Raw genomic sequence first — 20,285 nt, forward strand, 5'->3', positions numbered from 1 at the left:
CCCGGCGGGGAAGGTCCGCGTCCCGCTCAGGTCCGTGACAGGGCCCGTCCCACCCCGAGGGCCACCGCCGACGCGAGGACCCAGCCGACGCCGATCAGCGCATAGCTCAGCCACTGGGTCGCTCCCCCGGCCTGGTACGCCGACGCCTGGCCGAGATCGACCAGCGGAAGGAGCAAGTCCATTGTGTACGCGGCCGCATGGAAGCGGGGCGCCTTCCCGGGATCCAGTGGTGTGGGCCCCGCGACGGTGAACACGGCGGTGCCGAGCGCCACCAGCGCCACGAGCCAGCCCAGCGCCCGCCACGGCCGGAACCCGTACCCGACCGTCAGCTCCAGTACGGTGTTCGCCGCCCGGGCGAGGCCGGTCAGCGAGCGGCGCCGTCGGCGGCGGGCCGCGTACCGCACCAGGCGGCTGTCGGTCGGACGCCCCAACCCGGTGTAGTGCTGGGCCAGTTGTTCGTAGGCCTGGGCCGCGGACCCGTCCTCGGGGTCGCGCTCCAGCCAGCGCAGCCGCTCGGCCGCCGGGAGCACCGGGTGCAGCGACGTGTAGGTGAGGCCGCCGAGCCCGGCCCGCGGCGGCCAGCCGTCCGGGTCGTCGAGGAGGACGCCGACCCGGGACTGCGCGAGGTCGATCGCCGGGACCCGGATGCCGCGCAGATCGAGGGTGTCGCGCACGTGCGCCCCGACCGCGGACACCGTGCCACGGGCGACGACCAGGCCCCGGGCCCCGACGTCGGAGGCGGTGAGCCGGTCCAGGCTCAGCGCGGTCCGCCCGCCGGGGTGTTCGAGCCGGGCGCCGGTGAGGTCGAGCCGGGTGCGCAGTTCGGCGCCGGTCAGCCGGACCTCGCCCCGGGCGGTGAAGGGCGCCGAGCACCAGAAGGCCCCGCGCACGCTCGCTCCCGACGCTCCGAGCGCGATGCCGTCCGGGTGGTCCAGGCGGGCCCCGGTGAGCTGGACGCTGCCCGCGACGTCGGCGTTGAACATCCGCAGCGCCCCCTCGACGACCAGGCGCCGGGCCAGCAGCCGGTCCCCGAGGACGGACCGGTCGAGGACCAGGGCGTCCCCGCCCGGGGCGCGGACCTCGGCGCCGTCCAGGCACACCCGGCCCGCGACCCGCGTCCCGGCCAGCCGGACGGCCCCGGCGGCCCGGAGCCCCTGGTCGAGGTCGAGCGCGCCGCCCACCGTCAGGCCCTCGGCGGCCAGGGCCGCTCCGTCGGGGCCCGGGCCGAGGCGGCTCCCCGTGAGCACCACGTCCGTCTCGGCCCGGCCCCGCTCCAGCCGCACCCCGCCGGGGATCTCGCAGTGGCGCACCTCCAGGGGGCCCTGGACCCGGATCCGGTCGGCGTCGAGGGCCGGGACGCGGCATCCCACCAGGGCGAGCCCCGGCAGGAGCGCGCCGGTCCAGGTCATCGGGGCGTCGAACGCGCACCCGTCGAAGCGGATCTCCGTCACCTCGGGCCCGACCGCGACCCCGGCGAGGTCCAGCCGCCCCGCGACCCGCGCTCCGCGCAGCCGCAGCGCGGGCGCGTCGCCCGCCGCCGCCGGGCCGCGGCCGCCCCGCAGCAGCAGCGCGATCACCCCGGCCCGTACGGTGCGCGCGGCCGGATCCGGCTCGCCCGCCAGGTCGAGCGGGGCCCCCTCGGCGAACGCCTCCCACAGCCGGATCTCGGCCGGGTGGGCGACTCCGGGGAGCCGGGCGACGGCGGGGGTGTTCATGGGTAACCTCCCCCTGGGGGACGGCGGTTCGGGCGCGTCCCGATGGACTCGTCCGAGTGCACCACCGCTCTGTCGCAGTTCTGTCGCACGGGGGGCCGTCGGATGTCCGGCACACAGCAGGAGAACGGGACGTACGAGGCTGCGGCGGCCGCGGGCGAGCTGCTGCGGCACCTGCTCACCGACCGGCCCCACTACCGCGCCGCCTGGGAGCGCGAGCAGCGCCGCGTCCGCCGCGGGCCCGCCGCGCATGCCGGGACGGGGCCGGGTGCTTCGGCGGTGGCGCGCGTGCTCGCGCTGCACCTGTGGGAGACGGGCGAGCGCGCCGACACCGAGACCGACCTGCCCCGACGCCTCAAGGACCGGGTCCACCGGGCCCTGACCGGGGGGATCCTCAGCCGCGAGACCCTGGAGTGGTTCGTCGGGGCGTTCGCGATGCCCGCGCAGGACGCCACGGCCCTGCGCGCACGGTGGGCGGGGAGCGAGGAAGGGGAGGGTTCCGGGGGCGCCGGGGGCGCCGGGGCGGCGGCCGGACAGGGGCCCATCGCGCACACCCTGACCGCTCCGCAGTTCCTGCCGCTGCGCCAACGCCACCGCACGGTCTCGGTCTTCGAGCGTCACGTCCTCGGCCCGGACGGCGCGCCGCTGCGCCACCGCACCACCCGGGCGATCATGGCGAGCGAGGACGGGGTCACCGCCTTCCCCTGCCGGCTGCCGCCCGGCGCGGTCGGCGTACGGGTGCTGCGCGGCGCCCGCGTCACGGCCCGGCACGAGCTGCCGGGCAGTACGCCGGTACTGGAACTGACCCTGCCCGCGCCGTTGGCCGCCGGGCAGATCGTCTCGCTGGAGTACGAGGTCGCCTACGGACCCGGGCCGCGGCCGGCCACGGAGTACCGCCGGGTCGCCCACGCCCGGGCGGAGAACCTCGACCTGGTCGTCGAATTCCCCCGGCGGCTGCGCCCGCGCCGGGTCTGGTGGTCGACCTGGGACGACCACGCCGACGGCCGGCTGCTGAGCCGCTCCCCCGCCCCGCTCGCACCCGACGGGTCGGTCCACCGGTTCGTACCCGCCCTGGAGCACGCGGCGGCCGGCTTCCACTGGACGTGGTGACGGGCCCACCACCGGGCGCCTCCGCCGGCGGTTCGACGCCGGGCGGTTCCCTTCCGATCCGTGACATGCCTCACGGGCCGTCCACCGGGACGGGGGGCCGCGCGAAGCCCTCAAGCGCGTCGACATTTCGCTCTTTGTGCCTATTTGGCGTTGACATGCCGCACTCCGCCAGAAACGGAATCAGTGACTCTCATTTTTCTGTGCCCAACGTGACTGCTGAGAGGTGGTTCTAGCGGCACGTCAGCTGCCTCCGGTACGGACGGCGGGGCGGGCATGCACGATCTTCCGGCCGATTCAAGCCGGGTGCGCGGCCCGCCGGGCGGCCCGGCGGGGGCGGCTTGCCAGCTCCCGGCCCGGCTTCTAAGAATGGCGGCTCCTCCGGCGCCCTGCGGTCGGGCGCCGGGAGCTTCGCGATCACCGAGTGAGGTCACGCATGAAGAAGCACCGTAAGAAAACGCACTACAAGAAAATAGCCGTCGCCGTCGGAGCGCTCGCGGTCGTGGGCGTACCCACCGCCGCCATGGCGTGCCTGGACCCCCAGGGCTCCGACCACGTGCGGTCCGCCGCGTCCCGGCAGGACAGCCGCCCCTGGCAGGACGCCCCCCTCACCGGTGCCGGATCCCGCCCGGTTCAGGCCGAGACCCCCGAGGCCCCCGAGGCCGCTCCGGCGGAAGCCGTACGGCCCGTGCAGCCGGCCCAGCCCGTCGCGCGGCCCGCCGACGAGGCACCCGCGGAACCGGCCGCCGAGACCCCGCCGCCCGCGCGGCCCGAGCCGGCCCAGCCGTCCGCCGAGCCCTCCGCCCCGGCCGGCTCCGAGACGCTCTCCGGCCCCCGGGCCGAGGTCCTCGCGCTCGTCAACAAGGAGCGCGCCGCCGTCGGCTGCCCGGTCCTCACCGTGAACGCGAAGCTCACGAAGGCCGCCCAGGACCACAGCGCGGACATGGCCGCCCACTCCAACATGTCGCACACCGGATCCGACGGGTCCGACCCGGGCGCGCGCATCACCCGCGCCGGGTACGAGTGGCGGACGTACGGCGAGAACGTCGCCTACGGGTACGCGAGCGCCGCCCAGGTGATGGAGGGCTGGATGAACAGCCCGGGCCACAAGCGCAACATCCTGGACTGCTCCTACAAGGAGATCGGCATCGGCCTCGCGCAGCCGGGCCAGTACTGGACGCAGGACTTCGGCGCCACGCGCTGAACCGCCGACGGGGGCGGCCGGATCTCCGGCCGCCCCCGCTCGCGTCGGGCCCGGCTCGCGTCAGGCCGGCGCCCGCCGGGTCACAGGGCCCGGGGCGGCCCGATCAGCGGGGTGCGCACGGGGGTGGCCAGGCCGACGAACACCACGAGCTGACGCCCGCCCGGGTTGGTCTGCACCGGGACCAGATCCCAGTTGTTGGTGAGCCACACGTTGCCCGACGGGTCGATCTGCACGGCGGTGTTGCGCACGAGCCCGTCGAAGCCGTATCCGGCGGTGGCGGGCGAGATGGGCTGGCCGGTGCGGTGTCCCGGCGGGCAGGCCTCGGTCCGCACCCCGCAGAGCCGGGTCACCCGCTGCCCGGAGAAGTCGGCCACCCAGACCGTGTCCGAGCCGTCCACGGCGATCCCCCAGGGCACCATCAGGCTCCCCGAGGTGAACGGCCGCGCCGGGGTCGACCCGTCGGGCCGGATGAGGGTGACCGAGGCCCCGTCGGCAGGCGGGCCGCCCGCCGGGCCCACGGCGTCGGCCAGCTGCTGCGGGGTGGCGTCCTCGCAGGGCACGGGCACCTTGCCGCTGTTGGACACCCACTGGTTGCCCCGGCTGTCGGAGGCGATCCCGAGCGGCTTGTCCAGGCCGCCGCCGGTCACGGTGCGCTCCAGCGTGCCGTCGGGAGCGAACACGGCCACGCTGTCGCTGCCGTTGCCGGTGACCCAGGCCCGGTCGCGGCCGTCGAGGGACACCGAGAACGGCTTGATCAGCCCGCCGTCGGCCACGGGCAGGTTGACGGCGCGCTCGGGGCGCGCGCCGGGGATCCGGGTGACGCTGCGGTTGCCGCAGTTGGCGACCCAGAGCGTGCCGTCGCGGCCGACGAGGGCGCCCTGCGGCTGTACGTAGCCGCCCTGGCGCCAGCCGCGCGGCGGGGACAGCGCCCGGCCCCGCGGGTCGAACTGCGAGACGCTGCGGAACAGCCGGGAGGGGTCCAGGGCGCAACCCTGCCCCTGGAAGCCGAAGTTCGTGGCCCACACGTCGCCGCTCCGGTCGATCGCCACCCCGTACCCGGCCCCGTAGAGGCCGCCGCCGGAATAGGGCGCGCCGGGCGCGTCCCGGCCGTCGGGGCGCAGGCGCAGCAGCTCGTGGCCGCCGCAGACCGGGTCCCTCCGGTCGGCTCCGTAGGTGTAGTTGTTGACGATCCAGGCGTCGCCGCCGCGGTCGAAGGCGATGTTGCCCGGGCCGTCGAGCTCGTGCCCGTTGCCCTCGTAGCGCAGGGCCAGCGTCCAGGCCGTCGGGGCCGCGTCCAGGGCGGGGGCGTAGACGGGCCGGCGTTCGGCCAGGGCGAAGATCCGGCCGGGGCGGCCGCCCGGTGCGCGGGCGATGTCCGCCACCGCCTGGAGGGTGTCCCGGGGCCGCTCGCCGCCCGCCGGCCGGGCGGCGCCGAACAGCTCCGCGCAGTCCCCGGCCCGGGCCGTGCAGGCGGCGAGCGCGTTGGCCAGGGAGTTGAAGGTGCGCAGCGTCGAGGTCTGGGTGCCGTTGGGCGGGGCCGCCAGGAAGGCGGAGACGCCGCCGGTGTGCACGTCCGCGAGGTTGTGCGCCACTGATGCGGCGTTGCGCGGCCCGGGCGCGGGGCCCGCGAACGCGCCGTCCTTCGTGAACTGGGCCAGCGCGAACCCGGCGGCGACGGTGGTCCGCTCGGTGACGCCCAGCGGCTCTTCCGGCCCGCCGGGGGCGCCGGTGAGCACGGCCGCGAAGCGTACGGGGGGCGTCGTCTCGGGAGGCGTCCTGCGGTCCCGGCCGTCCGGGTGGGCGGCCTCGGGGCCTGGGTCGTCCGCGGGCGGTGCGTCGGCCGTCAGGTACACGACGGCGCCCGGGTCGCGGGGCGGGGCGTAGGCGACGCGGAAGCGGCCCCGGCCGTCCGTGCGGGTGCCGCCGAGCCGGCGCGGCCGGTCGCCGGCTCGGGTACCGGCCTCGTACACGGTGACGACGGCGTCCGGCACCGGGCCGCTGCCGCCCCGCACCACGCCGGCGCGCGAGACCTCCCCGCCGCCGTCGGGTCCGGGCTCGCCGGTGGCGGAGCCCGTTCCCGGTCCGGCCGCCACGGCGGCCGAGAGCAGGACGGCCAACAGGGCCGCCCGGTGGTGTCCACGGCGCATCCGCATCCGCATGGTCCTTCCTCCCGCGTGGGGGCACGATCGGCGTCAGCCTCACACCCCCGCACGGGCCCGGGCGCCCTCCCGCACGGGCGCCCGGGCCCGTTCCGCCCGTACGGACCAACCGGGCTCCGGCGGCCCGCTCAGCAGGCCGGGGCTCCGGTCCGTCGAGCGGGAGCAGCCCGCCCGCCGGCCCGGGGGCGATCCGGCCGGGCTTGACGGACACCCGGCCCGTGGACACCGCTTCGACGGTGCCGCGGGCGGCGACGAACGCGACGAAGCTGCGCGGAACCCGCCGAGCCCGGGGTAGCCGTCCTGCCCGGTCAGCGTGTACGAGGTCGTGACCACCCGGTAGGTGCCGTCCGGGCGCAGCGCGGAGCCGCCGATGAGCACGTCGGCGGGGGCCACGCGGCCGCCGACGGGTCCGGCGGGGTCGAAGGCGTGGCGGACGTTGCCGGAGACGGCGAGGGGGGCGTACGTGAGCGTGCCGCGGGCGTCCGGCGCCCACTGCTGCTCCGGCGCGTCGTGCAGCTGGCGGCCGCTGACGGCCGTACCCGACGGCCCGCCAGGCCCGTTCGAGGCTGACCGGATCCCCGTCCGCCGGGCCGAGGGGGAGGTCGGTGTTGATGACGCTGCGGCCGGTCCGCGGCGCCGGGGCGATGAGCGCCAGGTCGGCGCGGCCGCCGCCGGGTCCGGGGGGAGGCGCAGGGTGAGCTCGTTGACGATCTGTCCGTGGCGGCCCGCCTCCTCGAAGGGCCGCGGGCGTCCGGCGGGGTCGGGGAGCATCATGGTGAAGGCGCAGTGCCAGTGCCCTGTGACGATGGCGTCGATGTCGGCGGACGCCCGCAGCGCGAGTTCGTAGGCCGGTCCGCTGGGGTCGGTGCCGGAGTCGAAGGCGGATCGTTCGTCCAGGGTGGTGAGTCCGGGCCGGAAGGAGTTCGGGAAGTCTTCGGTGCCCACGGCCGTGAGGTGGATGAATCCGAGGGGCAACCGCCGTCCGCCGGGGGCCCGTACGTATTCGACGTGGTACGGGGCCAGGACGGTCGTCCCGGCCGGGCCGGCGGTGACGGTGTTGGTGCTGCCTTCGCCCGTGTGGGGGCGGCCCCGTTCCATGTGCTGGACGAGGAATCCGGGCGTGCGGTCGAACTCGTGGTTCCCGGCGGTGGCGAAGTCGAGCCCGAGCGGGTTGAGCGCTTCGACGGTGGGTTCGTCGGCCCGGCCGGCGCGCAGCCGTTGGAGGTGGGTGGCCAGGTGGGCGGCTCCGCCCACCGTGAACCTCCGGCCGCCGGCCCCGGTGATGACGGCGTCCCGGGCGGGCGGTTCGCCGAGGTAGCCGTGCAGGTCGGTGATGTTCAGCCCGGTCCGTTCATGACAGCTCCCGGTGCGTGGGACGGGGGTCTGGGACGTTTCCGGGTGGTCATTCCCCGCCGGGGCGTCCATGCGGTGTGCGGCGGGCGCCCGTTCGGCGAATCCGGGCGCAACGGGCACCTCCGCCACACGTGACGGGACCCCGCTGCGAGGTGCTCGCAACGGGGTCCCGCGCTCCGGGTTCCGCGCAGGGGCGGCGCGCAGGGGGTCAGGCGGGGCGGGACGCGGAGCGGGTGCCGTCCGTACACAGGGCCCAGATGACGAAGAGGGAGATCGCGATGGAGACGATCGCCCAGACCGGCGTGTAGGGCAGCCACATGAAGTCGAGGATCACGTTGATGGCGGCGAGCGCCACGCCCATCACGCGGGCCCAGCCGGCGCCCTTGAGCAGGCCGGCTCCGACGATGATCAGTACGACGCCGATCGCCAGGTGGATCCAGCCCCAGGCCGAGACGTTGAACTTGAACACGTAGGACCCCAGCCGCGTGTACACGTCGTCCTGGGCGATGCCGGCGATGCCCTTGATCACTCCGAGGACGCCGTCGACGAGGAGGAGGACGCCGGCGAACACCGTGCCGCCCGCCGCCCAGGCGTTGGGGGCGCCGGCGGGGTGGGGAGACCGGGGGGTCGTCTGTTGGGACACGGGAAGCTCCTTCAACCGAAGGTGCGCCGGTTGCGGCGCGCACCCCCAGCCTTCGGCGGGGTCCGCCGGACGGACACCGGAGCGCGGCCGTTCGGGTGAACCGGCCCGCGGCGGCGCCGGGTCAGCCCGCGGGCCGCTCTCCCTGGGCGACCTCGACGCCGCGGTGCAGCCGGACCGCTCCGGCCAGGGCGGACGTCCCGGCCGCGGTGCACAGCAGGGCCATGGCCAGCAGCGCGGGCGCCAGCCGCCGGGCGGGGGCCCCAGTGAGCAGGGCCTTCACCCGGGCGGGGACCGGTCCGGTGACGGCGCCGGCCGCCAGCGGGGAGACGCGGGGACGCTCGCGGCCGCCCCGGGTGGCGGCGAGTGCCGCGCGCCCCACGGCGCGGGCCGTGAGCGCGCGGTCGCCCGCGGCGCGGGCGGCCGCCTCGTCCGCGGCCCGTTCGGCGGCGTACGAGACGTCCGGCACGACGGCGGCGAGCGCCGGGTGGCACCAGCCGGCGAGCTGCGCGGCGGCGAGGAAGAGGTGGTGGCGGGCGGCGAGGTGGGCGCGTTCGTGCGCCAGGAGGGCCTCGCGCTCGCGCGGGTCCAGCGAGCGCAGCATGCCGGAGGTGACCACGATCCGGCCCGGGCCCCGCAGGCCGGGCAGTGCGTAGGCGTCCGGGCGCGGGTCGTCCAGGACGCAGAGCCCGCCGGTGTGCGGGAGGTGGGCGACGTCGACGTGGGCGCGGCGCAGCCGCCTGCCCTCGGTGACCGCCCGGCGCAGAGTGGTGACGGCGGTGACGGCGAGGACCCCGGCGGCCAGCGCGGACACGCCGAGCACCGGGAGCGGCGGCCCGGCCCGCAGCGGCCGGACCAGTTCCGATACGGCGGCCAGCGGCGGGATCGTGAGGGCGAGGGGCAGCAGGAGGGCGCCGAGGCAGGCGAGGACGCCGACGGCCAGGGCGACGGCGGCGGCGGTGATCGTCCAGAGCGCGGTCTCGGGCCGTACCCGGCCGGCCGTCCGCCGGGCGAGCGGCGGCAGGATCCAGGGCAGGGCGAGGGGGATCAGCAGCAGGACGATCACCGGCCGCCGCCCTCCAGCAGCCTGCGCAGCTCGGCTTCGTCGTCGGGGCCGAGTCCTTCGACGAAGCGGGCCAGGACGAGGCTGCGCTCGCCGTCCTGGTCGAGCTCGCGGTGCATCCGGCGGGCGGTCAGGCCGTGCGAGTCGGCGACGGGGAAGTAGGCGAACCCGCGGCCGGCCGGGCTGCGGCCGACCGCCCCCTTCTCGTACAGCCGGGCCAGCAGCGTCGCCACCGTCGTACGGGCCAGCGGCTGCGGTATCGCCGCTCTGACCTGTGCGGCCGACTGGGGTGTGCCGGCCGCCCACAGGGCCGCGAGCACGCTGGCCTCCAGTTCGCCCGCAGGCCTGCGCTCGCCGTCCGCGTCCGTCATGGAACCCGCCCTCCCGGAAGTCCGTGCACGGGCGTCCGAACCGGCCGCCGCCCCGTGGAGCGGGGCGGACGCCGGTGCCCGTACGACCATTATCGAAGGCCCGGGCCCCCGCGACGCGCGCACCCCCCTGCCACCGGGGCCGTCCCCGCGCGGCGGGGGCCGCTCAGTCCTCGAAGGAGCCGTGCCGGCCCGCTCCGGCCGCGAACCGGCCGGCCCCGGAGCTGGTTTCCCCGGCGTCCAGCGGGACCCTGCCGTGCCGGAATTCGGCGGCGAGGGCGGCCGGCTCGTCCAGTCCGTGCTGCTCCAGGACCGACAGCCGGTCGTGGCGCAGGCACAGCTGGGGGAACCCGGCGAGCAGGCGGGCCATGTCCTCCGCCGCGCCGCGGGCCCGGCCGGGCGGTACGAGCCGGTTGGCGAGCCCCATCGCGTACGCCTCGGCGGCCCGCACCTCCCGGCCGGTGAGGATCAGGTCCATGGCCCGGCTCTCCCCGATGAGGCGCGGCAGTCTGACGGTGCCGCCGTCCACGAGCGGTACGCCCCAGCGCCGGCAGAAGACGCCGAAGACGGCGTCCTCCTCGGCGACGCGCAGGTCGCACCAGAGGGCCAGTTCCAGGCCGCCCGCGACGGCGTGTCCGGCGACGGCCGCGATGACCGGCTTGCCCAGCCGCATCCGGGTGGGGCCCATCGGCCCGTCGCCCCCGGCGCTGACCCGGTTGCCGCGCGCGGTGCCGACGGCCTTGAGGTCGGCGCCGGAGCAGAAGGTGCCGCCCTCGCCCCACAGCACGGCGACGGCCGCGCCGTCGTCGGCCTCGAAGGCGCGGAAGGCCTCGGCGAGCAGGGAGGCGGTGGGGCCGTCCACGGCGTTGCGGACCTCCGGCCGGTTGAGCACCACCGTGAACACCGGTCCGTCCCGTTCGATCCGTACCGCCGGCCGTCCGCCCACCGCGCACCCCTTCCCCTCAACGCCCGGGACCATTCTCACCCGGCGCGCGGCCGGGCCACAGGGGCCGGAGTCAGCCGGCGGCGGGTGTGGCGCGCCGGGCGAGGGCGTCGGAGGTGCGGACCGTCATGTAGAGCGAGGCCACGAGGGTGAGCACGAGGAAGGCGCCGACCGCGAAGACGCTGCCGCTCGACACGGCGGCGTCGGAGCCGGCCTCGGAGCGGGCGGAGCCGCCGAGGAAGGGGACGACGCCGAGGACGGCGGCGCCGAGGGCGACCTCACCCCAGACCACCTTGGGGAAGTGCCGCAGCGCGAGGTGGGCCAGGGAGGCCCGGTCGTCCACCAGGCGGGCCTGGGCGATGCGGGGCATCAGCCAGAACTGGTTGACGGCGCCGGCCGCCACCATGCCGAGGACCAGGACGATCTTGAGGAGCAGGACGAGCCCGTAGGTCGTGGTCCAGAGCTGGCTGACGGCGCCGACGTGCTTCCAGCTCATCCAGAGCCCGGAGGTGAACACGGAGCCGACGCAGACCAGGGCGACGAGGGAGAAGCGCCGCCACACGTCGGACCAGAGGGCGCCGGCGTCCTGCCCGAGCCGGCCGCGGGAGGTGGCGAGGGCGGCGAGGAAGGCGAGGCCGCCGATCCAGATCACGCCGCCGATGATGTGGACCTGGCCGAAGACGAGGTCGAGGACCTTGTCGGCGTCCTTCGGGGCGGTGACGGGCACGGCGCCGATGAGGGTGACGGCGAGCGTCAGCGGCAGGGCGGTGCGGGCGAGGGCGTCGGTGTGCCGGCGCGCCTTCGGGAGGAACAGCGCCATCAGGGCGAGGGCCGCGAGGAGCAGTACGGCGTTCTGGACGAGGTAGACGGTGCCCTGGGCGATCCAAGCGCCCTTCCCGGCCGGGGCGAGGAGGTAGTCGGCGATGCGGCCCGGGGCCAGGGCGTCGCCGAACGGCATGCCGTCACCGGCGCGGGCCAGGCGGGCGGCGAGCTGGAAGTAGCCCGCGACGAGCAGCACCGCTCCGGCCCAGGCCAGGTATCCGGCGGCTCTGCGTCTTATGACCTCGGCGTCCTCGGACCGCGCGCCGGCGCCGCCGAGGGCGGGGCGCACGGACGCCGCGTAGGTCGCGGTGGCGCCGATGGCGCCGGAGAGGCCCACGAAGTAGCCGGTCTTGGTGAGCACGCGGTAGGGGGCGGGCGTGCTGTAGCCGGCCGCGGCGGCGGCCAGGTGTATGAGAGTCATAAAGGTGAGGCTAACCTTACCTTCAGCGGATTACCGGAGGGTGAAGGTTCAACCTTTAACCAAGGATTCCTCCGCATTTGTGCAAGCCCGAGCCGGGCGGCAACAGGACTATCCGGGCGACAGGGGGTAGGCGCCGGTGGGGGCGGGCGTGCGGCGGGAGGCCTCGGCGAGATGAACGGAACCGGCGGGACGTGGCGGCCGTCGCCCCTGGGACGCCTACTCAGTGCCGTCCGGCGGGCGCGGGCGGGGAGCCGCTGGGGGCTCGTGCGGGGCGTCGACCTGTGGCAGCGGGCGCTCGGCTTCGCAGCGCTCGGCTTCCTGACGCTCGTGCCTCTGCTCATCGTCGTCTCGGCGGCGAACGCGAGCGGCGGAGCGGGCTTCGCCCAGTGGATCGGGGACGGACTCGGCGTCTCCGCGCCCGCCCGGGCCGAGATCGGGCGGCTCTTCGCCCTGCCCGGCCAGGCCTGGCGGACGACGACGGCCTTCGGCCTCGCCCTGCTCGCCGTGTTCGGGCTGTCCTTCGCGACCATGCTGCAGAACGGGTACGAACGCGTCTGGGACCTGCCCGCGGCGCGCTGGTGGGCGAGGTGGCGGCACGCGCTGTGGCTCGGCGTGCTCGTCGGCGTGCTCTACCTGTCCGCGATCACCCCGCCGTGGCGGGAATCCCCGGCCCGCGGCGGCGTCACCCTGGTGGTCGGCATCCTCTTCTTCTGGTGGTCCCAGCGGCTGCTGGTCAGCGGCCGGGTCCCCTGGACCGCGCTGCTGCCGGGGGCGGTGGCCACGATGCTCGGACTGCTGGGCCTGCGGATCTTCTCGCGGTTCGTGTTCTCCCCGCTGATCGCGTCGAGTGCCGTCACCTACGGCCCCTTCGGCACCGTCCTGGTGATCCAGTCCTGGCTGGTCGGCGTCGGTGTCGTCGTGTTCGGTGGCGCACTGGCGGGGCGGCTGGTCCACGAGGCCGTGCTCCGCCGGGCGGGACCGCCGCGGCAGGAGCCCGGGCAGCGCGGGGAGCCCGAGGGCCGGGAGTTACTCGGCCTCGTCCTCGTCGTCCTCGATGACGTGTACGGCCGCCTCCTCGGCGGAGGCCGCTCCGGCGTCGATGCCGACGTCGCGCGCGATCACGCTGTTGCCGTGCGGAAAGGCGCCGACCGGGGTCAGTCGCCCGGCGCGGGTACCGCCCGCCTGCGGGTCGACGGGCTCGCCCTCGCCGTCCTCCAGGTCCCCGATCCCGTCCCCCGCCGGAGACGCGTCCTCGGGCAGCTCGCGGGCGAGGCGGTCGTCGAGACTCGCCGCGCCGCCCCTGGCGTAGGGCCGGTCGGGCGGCGAATAGCCCTGATCGAGGATGCCATCGGTGTCGAGCTCACCGATGCTGTCGTCCATGTCCGGCTGCAGCTCCGACGGCTCGTCCTCGGGCTGGGGCTGGTAGACGTCGTCGCCGTGGGCATCGGATGCGCTCATGAGTCGTGTCCTCTCGTCGTCGCGGCACCTCCTCGTGCGCGCCGCGCCTTCTCGGATCACCTCCCCCGAAATCCTCGGATCACGCGATGCGGCGGCGTCCGGTCGCCGGCGGCGGGCCGGTCGCGGGCCGCCGGCGCGGGCCGGCGGTCCGTGCGTGCGAGCGCGACCGGCCGGGCCGGCCCCCGTGTGCTGGGGGCGGCCCGGCCGGTCGCGCGCGGTTACTTCTTCTTCTTGTCGCGGAGGCTGTCCGCCACGCCGCGGGCGCGGTCCGCCATGTCGGACCTGGCTTCCTTCGCCTCGCCCTTGGCCTGGTCCATCTTGCCCTCGGCCTTCATCCGGTCGTTGCCGGTGATCTTGCCCGCGGCTTCCTTCGCCTTGCCCTTGGCCTGGTCCATCTTGCCCTTGTCAGCCATCGTGAACTCCTTGACGAATCGGGAGGATCCAACGGATGACAAACTAGGCGAGAAATGGGCATTCCGCTCGGCGGGGAGTGGTGGTGCCGACCGTCGCGCTCAGAACCAGTTGAGGGTGAGGGGGAAGGTGGTGGTGGAGGTGGTGGGGGTGGTGTCGGTGGCGGTGGCGGTGATCTGGAGGGTGCCGGTGGCCCAGGGTTTGCCGGTGATGCGGCCGGTGGCGGGGTCGAGGGTGAGGCCCCAGGGGAGTCCGGTGGCGGTGTAGCGGACGGGGGGTCTGCCTCCGGTGGTGGTGAGCTGGATGGTGCAGTTCTGGTTGATCTTGCAGGTCTGTGGGCCGGGGTCGGTCAGCTTCAGTCCGCCGGTGGTGGGCGTGGGGGTCGGGGTGGGGGTCGGGGTGGGCGTGGGCGTGGGGTCCGTGGGGGCGGCGAACACCTCGCTGATCGGGGGGACGTTGGCGGCGTTGCCCGCGTGTGTCGCCGTGCCGAAGAGGTCCTCGAAGGTGCGCAGCAGGTGGTGGTGGCTGAAGGCGGTGGCGTACGTGCCCGTCTTGACTTCGGCCCCGTAGAAGACGGTGGCGATCTGGTTCGAGCCGAGGTAGTTGTCCTCGTCCCAGGTCAGCACCAGCAGGCTGTTGTTGGCCTTCGCCCACTGTGCGTAGGCGTCCAGGCTGTTCTTCGTCCAGGTGTCACCCGTGGCGACGGAGCAGGAGTGCATGTCGTTGCACTGGTTGGGGACGACGAACGACAGGTCCGGCAGGGCCGCGAAGTTGCCCTGCGGGAACTGGGCCCAGGTCTTGCCGGTGTTCAGCGGCACGTTCTTGAAGGCGAACCAGGGGTTGTGCTTCTGCGCGTACTGGCCGTTCGTACAGGCCGTGGAGCCCTCGCCGGGCAGGTCCTCGTTGTAGGTCGCGAACGTCTTCCCGGCGGCGATCAGTTCCTGGCCGAGGTTGGCCGCGGTCATCGACTGCGGGGTGTAACAGCCGTCCCCGGTGATGCCCTGGGTGGCGCCGGAGAAGAGGTTGAAGTAGTTCGGCTGGCTCGGGTGGGTCAGCGCCTTCATGCCCGTCAGGCTCGCGCCGCCCCGCGCGAGCTGGTTGACGTACGGGGCGTTGGCACTGCCGATGATCTCGCCGTACTGCTTGTTCTCGTACACGACGACGACCACGTGGTCGTACGCGGGGAGCGCGGCGGCGGGGGCGGTGGCCGCCGGACCGCTCTCCGCCGCTTCGGAGTTGGCGACGGTGAGGGCGCCCAGCAGGCCGAGCGTGCCCAGGGCCGCGGACGCGACCAGAAGCGCGGGCCGCCCGGCACGGCGGGGCCGACGTCTCGCGGGCGCGGGTCCGGCCGGACGGGGTGGTGTGCGCATGGGTTCCTCCTGGTGGTGGGTGGTGTCATTCCTCGCGCCGGGCCGCACCGGCCACGGCGATGTTCAGGAAGCGGGGTACGGGCCGGCCCCGGTCGCGGAAGTCCGCCGCGACCGCCGCCCGTACGGTCGCCCGGCGCGCCTCGGGCAGCAGCACCAGCACGCTGCGGCCGGGGCGCGGTCCGGGCGCCCAGGCACTGAGGGCGCCGGCCCCGCGGGCGCGGGCGACGGCGCGCGCCAGGTCGGCCGCCGGGTCCGGGACGGCGGGGCCCGCGCGCACCGCCAGCAGCACCAGGCGGGACCCCGAGGCGGGCGGGTCGAAGGCGACGTGGCGCGGGTCCGGCGCCGGGCCCAGGAGGAGGGCGCTGCCGGCCCGGGCGAAGAGCACCGCCCGGCGCAGGGCGTCGTCCCCGTCCGGCAGGGCCCCGGCCAGCAGCCGGGCCAGGTGCGCGCGGTCCGGTTCTTCACCGGCCGGGGTGTGTACGTCGGCCACCGCGAGGGCCACCGCGCAGTCGGCGGGCTCCGCCGTGGCCAGCCCGGCGGCCGGGGTCAGGGAGCCCTGGACGTGCAGGTCGGTCCCGCCGCGCCCGTACCCGGCCCGGGCCAGCGCGCGGAGCAGGGCGTACGGCCGGGCCGCCCAGGCGGGGGTGGCGGGGAGCGGTCCGGTCAGGGTCAGCGGCAGGTCGCAGCTGTCGGCGGGGTGCGCGAGGGAGCTGAGCCGCACCAGTCCGTCGGTGCGCGGGGCCGCCGCGGCCGCCACCGGCCAGTCGGCGGCGGCGACGAGGGCCGGGGAGCCCAGGTGGAAGGCGTACGGGGCACTCCAGACGGCGGCGGGCGGCCGGCCGTGCGCGGCCTCCAGCGCGTAGGCGACGAGCCGGTACAGGGGATCGGCGGTGGCCCGCCGCGCCAGCCCACCCACCCCACCCCCGAACCCCGCCGACGCGGTACCCGCGTCCGCGGAGCGCGCAGTCGCGGAGGGCGCGGGGACGGATGGCGCGGGGGGCCGGGGCTCACTGCCTGCGGGCGCGGAAGGCACGGGGGCGGCGCCCCCGGACGCGGAGTGCGGGGGCACGGCACCCCCAAACGCGGAGCGGGCGGGGGCGGAGGGCGCGGGCGCGGTACCCCCAGGCGCGGGCCCGCCACCCACGGACGAGGAGCGGGCGGGGGCGGAGGGCGCGGAGGCGGTACTCCCAGGAGCGGCCCCGCCACCCACCGACGCCGAGGGCGCGGGCGCGGCACCTGCGGGCGCGGAGGGCGGGGGGGCGGCGCCTGCGGCGGCGGGGGTGGGTGGGGTCATCGGGGGGCCTTTCGGGCCAGGAGGCGGTAGGCGTTGCCGCCGTCCGTGCGGCGGACCGCGGCCGTGCGGAGCCCGTCGAGCACCGCCGCGGCGGCGAAGCACGGCAGCGCCGCCATCCGTACCGCCCCCGCGCGGACCCGCGCACCGGCGGTGGCGGGCGCGGCCCACGGCCGGTCCGGGTCCGGGGCCAGCCGGGTCGCCGTCAGGGCGACGGCGCCGAAGAAGTCGTTGCCCTGGTGGGCCGGCCCGTGCTCCTCCGCGATCACGGTGAAGCCCCGGCCGGTCAGCGCCGCGCGCAGGTTCGCGGCGGGGATCAGGTGCTGGTGCTGCGGCTGGAACCAGGGCAGCCAGGCCGGGCCGAGCAGCCGGGCCATGCGCGACTGCGGGTCGGGGAGCTCGATGGCCAGGTACCCGCCGGGGGCGAGCACGGCGGCCGCCGCGTCCAGTTCGGCGAGCGGGTCACGGGTGTGCTCCAGGTAGTGGTACATGCTGACGACCTCGTACTGGCCGGCCAGTTTCCCCGCGAACTCCGGGAACTGGCCCTGGTAGCCCGTCTCCACCCAGCCGCGCCGCTCCGCCTCGCGGACCCCCTCGCCCATGTCGAGGCCGTCGAAGCGGGTGTCCGGCCACACGGCACGCGCCGCGTTGCAGAAGTGGCCGTGCCCGGTGCCGACGTCGAGCCAGGTCGCGGGGTCGGCGTGGGGGCGCAGCATCCGCGCCCGGCCCCGGTAGGCGGCGCCGAGCCGGCCGAAGACCGTGGCGGCGCCCTCTCCGCCCCGGCCGTCGTAGAAGTCGCGGTAGTAGAACTCCAGCCCGGCCGGGCTCAGCCGGGGGTTCTGGAAGACGTGCGCGCAGTCCCCGCACCGCTCCAGGGTGAACCGGCCGGGCTTGGCCTGGAGCAGGTCGGGCACCTCGACCCGGACGGACAGCCGCGGGGAGCCGCACCAGGGGCAGTCCGGCCGGCGGGGTTCGAAGAAACGGCCGGTCCCGCCGGCCAGGTCGGCCCGGTAGGCGGCGGCCCGGGCCGCCGCGGTGTGCCCGCCCCCCGGCCCGGGGTCCCGCGCGCCCCGCCCCGGGGCCGTCGCGGCGGCGGTGCGCAGGGCCGCGCCGAGGGAACGCAGCGGCCGGGCGGCCGTGGCCAGGGCCAGGTCCCCGGGGCGCAGCGGGGTGCCGGGCCGGCCGAGCGCGAGGCAGGGCTGGATCCAGTACAGGCCCGCCGCGGCGGCGCCCCACCGGCCCTGGCGTACGGCGAGGCCCGCCAGCAGCGCCAGACCGGCGAGCTGGGCCGCTGCCAGTGCGCCCGGCGGCAGCCCCTGGGCCCGGAGCTCGGCGGCCCGTGCCGCCCCGCCCGCACCGGCCGGCGGTCCGCAGCTCAGCGCCGGGGCGATGGCCAGTCCCGTCGCGTCGGCGGCGTACTCCTTCAAACGGCGGGTCAGCGCGAGGAGTTCCGCCGGAGCGGGGCGCGGACCGGCCGGATCGACCCCGGCCCGCGCGAGCACCTCGTCGGCGACGAGCAGGGCGAATCCGGCCCCGCGCCCCTCGGCGAGCCGGTCCTCGCGGTACCCGGCCGGATCGACCAGCCGCAGCAGGCCCAGGACCCGTTCGGCGGCCAGGTCCACGGGGAGCAGGTCCAGCACCCGCAGGCCTTCCCGTTCGGCGTGCGCGCAGGCGGCGAGGAAGGTGGCCGCGTCGGGCTCGACGCCGTGGGCGGTGAGCAGCCGCCATCCGGCGGCGCGCGGCAGTCCGGTCGCCGGGGACTCGGTCATGGGCAGCACCGGGATCGACCGCAGCCGGCGGGCGGCGCGTACGGTGCCCACCCCGAGCGCGGCCAGCGCCACGGCGGAGGTCCACCGGCCGCGCGGCAGCGCGAGCGGGAGCCGGGGGGTGTGCTGGGGGGTGTGCCGGGGGGTGTGCGGGGGTGGCGTCATACGAGTTCCTCCAACCGGTCTGCCGCGGCGGCGGCCCCGCCCGCGGCGGCGAATGAGGCCTGGATCCGCCGGGCGCCCGCGCGGTGGGCGGGGTCGTCCAGTACGGCCGTCAGTACGTCGCGCAGCTCCTCGGCCCGGGTCCTGCCGAAGCGCACCCGCAGTCCGGCCCCGGCGTCGACGACCTGCCGGGCGACGATCGGCTGGTCGTCGCGGATCGGTGCGACCACCAGCGGCAGCCCGTGCGCGAGGGCCTCGCAGACGGTGTTGTGACCGCCGTGGCAGACCACGGCGTCCAGGTGCGGCAGCAGTTCGAGCTGCGGCACGCTCTCCCGCAGCAGCACGTTCCCGGGCACCCCGCCGACCAGCCCGGCGGGGGCCACCAGGATCAACTGCACCTCCGCGCCCAGCCGTTCGGCGGCCCCCAGGACCGCGGCGTAGAACCGGCCGCCCGCCTCCTGGTTGAGGGTGCCCAGCGAGACGAGCACCCGCCGCCGCTCCGGGTCCAGCCGCGCCCAGGGAAATCCCGGGGCGGGCGGACGGGCCCCGAAGGCCGGGCCGACGAAGGCGTAGTGCGGCGGGAAGTCCAGGCACTCCCCCACGAGTTCGCGGCTGGAGAAGACCAGGACCAGCCGGTCCGAGAACCGCGGGTCCCAGTCCGGGCCCGCCGCTCCCGGGGCGCCGTCGAACTCCGCCAGCAGTGCGCCGATCCGCCCGGTGACCCACTCCCCCACCTTCGGGAAGCCGGCGAAGGGGCGGGTCAGTTCGGCCGAGGTGCTGGCGGAGGTCGCCCACGGCACCCCGAGCCGGCGGGCGACCACCGGCCCGGCGAGGGCCTGCTGATCGGCGACCAGCAGGTCGGGCCCGAAGGCGCGGACCGCATCCGTCACGCCGGGCACCATCGCCCGGGCGAGCGGCACCAGTGCCTCCTCCCACAGGAACCGCAGCGCCCCGACCCCGCGCAGGTCGCGCCAGCGGGCGTGCAGCGAGGCGTACCCGCCGCCCTCCTCCGCTCCGGCGGGCAGGATCCGGGCGTGCCCGGGCAGCAGCCGGGACAGCGCCCCGGCCGGGCCGGTCCAGGCGATCTCGTGTCCGCGGGCGGCGAGTTCGGCCCCGACCGCGACGGTGGGGTTGACGTGCCCCGCGAGCGGCGGCACGGTGAAGAGCACCTTCACGGCACCAGCGCTCCCGTCCACGCCCCGGCCCCTGCCCCGGACCCGGCGACCGCCCCGGGTCCGGCACCCGCGACGTGCTCGGCGTGGGCCAGTACGGCCGCGCGCAGCGCTCCGCTGCTCTCCTTCAGCACGTCGTGGCCCAGCCCCGGCAGGATCTCGACGGCGCTGACCCGTGGCGCGTGACGGGCCAGTTCCGCGGCTCCCGGCACCAGTTCCGAGTGCTCGCCGCAGACGATCAGCACCGGACAGGCCAGCGCGGCGTAGTCGGCCGGGGTGAAGGTGCGGCCCGCGGCGATGTCGTCGATGAGCGTGGTGCGGTTGAGCAGGCCGTCGGCGATGGCCGTGAGGTTGGCCGCCTTGCGCAGGCGCAGGCCCAGCAGCTCCTGGGGCACCGGGCTGTCCTCCAGGCTGAGGGCGGCCGCCGACAGGGTGTCCACCATGTTCTCCAGCCAGGCGCCGCTGAGCGGGGGTTCGAGCAGGGTGAGCCCGGTGACGCGGTCGGGCCGGGCGAGGGCGGCGTGCACGGCGAGGGTGCCGCCGTAGCTGTTGCCGACCAGGTGCACCCGGCGCCGCCCGAGGCCGAGCGCCCCGAGCAGGGCGAAGAGGTCCCGTACGGCGGTGCCGCTGTCGTAGCCGGTGACCGGCCGCCCGGTGCGGCCGTGGCCGCGCAGGTCGTAGAGGACGGCCTCGTGCCCGGCCCGGGCCACGGGCAGGGCCAGCGGGCAGTAGAACGAGGACAGGTTGTCGACGACCAGGCCGTGCAGGAACACCACCACGGGCCGGTCGGGAGCGGCGGCCCCGGCGGTGGCCGGGAGCCGCTGGACGTGGAAGCGGACGGAGTCCACGGGGACGAAGGCCAT

At 76.4% G+C, this 20,285-nt stretch carries 17 protein-coding genes and 1 pseudogene; 3 read left to right on the forward strand and 15 right to left on the reverse strand.

The genetic code is table 11. The features are described 5' to 3' along the window. Nucleotides 1-26: 26 nt before the first annotated feature. Complete coding sequence (locus ACGFXC_RS06350) at nucleotides 27-1,715, reverse strand: oxidoreductase (protein WP_393710070.1); 1,689 nt, start codon at nucleotides 1,713-1,715, stop codon at nucleotides 27-29. A 102-nt stretch (nucleotides 1,716-1,817) separates the two neighbouring features. Here ACGFXC_RS06350 and ACGFXC_RS06355 point away from each other — a divergent pair, with 102 nt between their 5' ends. Then, the gene (locus ACGFXC_RS06355; RefSeq protein ID WP_393710072.1) at nucleotides 1,818-2,822 is read left to right on the forward strand and encodes a hypothetical protein; all 1,005 of its coding nucleotides are present in this window, start codon (nucleotides 1,818-1,820) and stop codon (nucleotides 2,820-2,822) included. Between the two features lie 433 nt (nucleotides 2,823-3,255). Then, on the forward strand, nucleotides 3,256-4,023 hold the full coding sequence (locus ACGFXC_RS06360) for a CAP domain-containing protein (protein ID WP_393710074.1): 768 nt from the start codon (nucleotides 3,256-3,258) through the stop codon (nucleotides 4,021-4,023). Nucleotides 4,024-4,103: 80 nt separating this feature from the next. On the opposite strand, the gene ACGFXC_RS06365 is transcribed toward ACGFXC_RS06360, so the two are convergent. The 7 genes from ACGFXC_RS06365 to ACGFXC_RS06395 all read right to left on the reverse strand — a co-directional run bounded on the left by ACGFXC_RS06365 (nucleotide 4,104) and on the right by ACGFXC_RS06395 (nucleotide 11,792). Further along, nucleotides 4,104-6,176 carry a hypothetical protein gene (locus ACGFXC_RS06365; RefSeq protein ID WP_393710076.1) on the reverse strand — a complete coding sequence of 691 codons (2,073 nt, stop codon included), beginning with the start codon at nucleotides 6,174-6,176 and terminating at the stop codon, nucleotides 4,104-4,106. Between the two features lie 45 nt (nucleotides 6,177-6,221). Further along, nucleotides 6,222-7,655 (reverse strand): 5'-nucleotidase C-terminal domain-containing protein, encoded by a 1,434-nt coding sequence (locus ACGFXC_RS06370; protein WP_393710078.1) that lies wholly within the window; start codon nucleotides 7,653-7,655, stop codon nucleotides 6,222-6,224. An 88-nt stretch (nucleotides 7,656-7,743) separates the two neighbouring features. Then, nucleotides 7,744-8,178 (reverse strand): hypothetical protein, encoded by a 435-nt coding sequence (locus ACGFXC_RS06375; RefSeq protein ID WP_393710080.1) that lies wholly within the window; start codon nucleotides 8,176-8,178, stop codon nucleotides 7,744-7,746. Nucleotides 8,179-8,299: 121 nt separating this feature from the next. Continuing rightward, nucleotides 8,300-9,241: a M48 family metalloprotease gene (locus ACGFXC_RS06380; RefSeq protein ID WP_393710082.1), complete on the reverse strand. Its 942-nt coding sequence runs from the start codon at nucleotides 9,239-9,241 to the stop codon at nucleotides 8,300-8,302. Then, complete coding sequence (locus tag ACGFXC_RS06385; RefSeq protein ID WP_393710084.1) at nucleotides 9,238-9,609, reverse strand: BlaI/MecI/CopY family transcriptional regulator; 372 nt, start codon at nucleotides 9,607-9,609, stop codon at nucleotides 9,238-9,240. The genes ACGFXC_RS06380 and ACGFXC_RS06385 overlap by 4 nt, the downstream gene beginning before the upstream one ends. A 163-nt stretch (nucleotides 9,610-9,772) precedes the next feature. Beyond that, nucleotides 9,773-10,552 carry a crotonase/enoyl-CoA hydratase family protein gene (locus ACGFXC_RS06390; protein WP_393710086.1) on the reverse strand — a complete coding sequence of 260 codons (780 nt, stop codon included), beginning with the start codon at nucleotides 10,550-10,552 and terminating at the stop codon, nucleotides 9,773-9,775. Between the two features lie 70 nt (nucleotides 10,553-10,622). Then, a complete protein-coding gene (locus ACGFXC_RS06395) occupies nucleotides 10,623-11,792 on the reverse strand; it encodes a CopD family protein (RefSeq protein WP_393710088.1) in 1,170 nt (389 codons plus the stop codon). 171 nt (nucleotides 11,793-11,963) lie between these two features. On the opposite strand from ACGFXC_RS06395, the pseudogene ACGFXC_RS06400 reads away from it, so the two are divergent. Then, nucleotides 11,964-12,776: pseudogene (locus ACGFXC_RS06400) on the forward strand (ribonuclease BN); the annotation flags it as partial. Nucleotides 12,777-12,818: 42 nt separating this feature from the next. On the opposite strand, the gene ACGFXC_RS06405 reads toward ACGFXC_RS06400, so the two are convergent. The 7 genes from ACGFXC_RS06405 to ACGFXC_RS06435 all read right to left on the reverse strand — a co-directional run bounded on the left by ACGFXC_RS06405 (nucleotide 12,819) and on the right by ACGFXC_RS06435 (nucleotide 20,285). Next, nucleotides 12,819-13,250, reverse strand: a complete 432-nt coding sequence (locus tag ACGFXC_RS06405; protein ID WP_393710089.1) for a DUF5709 domain-containing protein — start codon at nucleotides 13,248-13,250, stop codon at nucleotides 12,819-12,821. A 218-nt stretch (nucleotides 13,251-13,468) separates the two neighbouring features. Continuing rightward, nucleotides 13,469-13,663: a CsbD family protein gene (locus ACGFXC_RS06410; protein WP_393710091.1), complete on the reverse strand. Its 195-nt coding sequence runs from the start codon at nucleotides 13,661-13,663 to the stop codon at nucleotides 13,469-13,471. Nucleotides 13,664-13,762: 99 nt separating this feature from the next. Next, a complete protein-coding gene (locus tag ACGFXC_RS06415) occupies nucleotides 13,763-15,031 on the reverse strand; it encodes an alkaline phosphatase family protein (RefSeq protein WP_393710093.1) in 1,269 nt (422 codons plus the stop codon). A 25-nt stretch (nucleotides 15,032-15,056) separates the two neighbouring features. Then, complete coding sequence (locus ACGFXC_RS06420; protein WP_393710094.1) at nucleotides 15,057-15,947, reverse strand: galactokinase; 891 nt, start codon at nucleotides 15,945-15,947, stop codon at nucleotides 15,057-15,059. Nucleotides 15,948-16,321: 374 nt separating this feature from the next. Continuing rightward, nucleotides 16,322-18,253, reverse strand: coding sequence for a methyltransferase domain-containing protein (locus ACGFXC_RS06425; protein WP_393710096.1), 1,932 nt, complete (start codon nucleotides 18,251-18,253; stop codon nucleotides 16,322-16,324). Continuing rightward, on the reverse strand, nucleotides 18,250-19,446 hold the full coding sequence (locus tag ACGFXC_RS06430; RefSeq protein WP_393710097.1) for a glycosyltransferase: 1,197 nt from the start codon (nucleotides 19,444-19,446) through the stop codon (nucleotides 18,250-18,252). Before ACGFXC_RS06430 ends, ACGFXC_RS06425 begins: the two co-directional genes overlap by 4 nt. Continuing rightward, a complete protein-coding gene (locus ACGFXC_RS06435) occupies nucleotides 19,422-20,285 on the reverse strand; it encodes an alpha/beta fold hydrolase (protein ID WP_393710099.1) in 864 nt (287 codons plus the stop codon). Before ACGFXC_RS06435 ends, ACGFXC_RS06430 begins: the two co-directional genes overlap by 25 nt.

Origin of the sequence: Streptomyces sp. NPDC048507, assembly GCF_043199995.1 — a bacterium.
Taxonomy (GTDB): Bacteria; Actinomycetota; Actinomycetes; order Streptomycetales; family Streptomycetaceae; genus Streptomyces.

Excerpts from the sequence above, each read along its gene's own strand:
- ACGFXC_RS06350 (WP_393710070.1), bottom strand. The coding sequence starts at position 1,715 with ATGAACACCCCCGCCGTCGCCCGGCTCCCCGGAGTCGCCCACCCGGCC.
- ACGFXC_RS06355 (WP_393710072.1), top strand. The coding sequence starts at position 1,818 with ATGTCCGGCACACAGCAGGAGAACGGGACGTACGAGGCTGCGGCGGCC.
- ACGFXC_RS06360 (WP_393710074.1), top strand. The coding sequence starts at position 3,256 with ATGAAGAAGCACCGTAAGAAAACGCACTACAAGAAAATAGCCGTCGCC.
- ACGFXC_RS06365 (WP_393710076.1), bottom strand. The coding sequence starts at position 6,176 with ATGCGGATGCGCCGTGGACACCACCGGGCGGCCCTGTTGGCCGTCCTG.
- ACGFXC_RS06385 (WP_393710084.1), bottom strand. The coding sequence starts at position 9,609 with ATGACGGACGCGGACGGCGAGCGCAGGCCTGCGGGCGAACTGGAGGCC.
- ACGFXC_RS06395 (WP_393710088.1), bottom strand. The coding sequence starts at position 11,792 with ATGACTCTCATACACCTGGCCGCCGCCGCGGCCGGCTACAGCACGCCC.
- ACGFXC_RS06405 (WP_393710089.1), bottom strand. The coding sequence starts at position 13,250 with ATGAGCGCATCCGATGCCCACGGCGACGACGTCTACCAGCCCCAGCCC.
- ACGFXC_RS06410 (WP_393710091.1), bottom strand. The coding sequence starts at position 13,663 with ATGGCTGACAAGGGCAAGATGGACCAGGCCAAGGGCAAGGCGAAGGAA.
- ACGFXC_RS06415 (WP_393710093.1), bottom strand. The coding sequence starts at position 15,031 with ATGCGCACACCACCCCGTCCGGCCGGACCCGCGCCCGCGAGACGTCGG.
- ACGFXC_RS06425 (WP_393710096.1), bottom strand. The coding sequence starts at position 18,253 with ATGACGCCACCCCCGCACACCCCCCGGCACACCCCCCAGCACACCCCC.
- ACGFXC_RS06435 (WP_393710099.1), bottom strand. The coding sequence starts at position 20,285 with ATGGCCTTCGTCCCCGTGGACTCCGTCCGCTTCCACGTCCAGCGGCTC.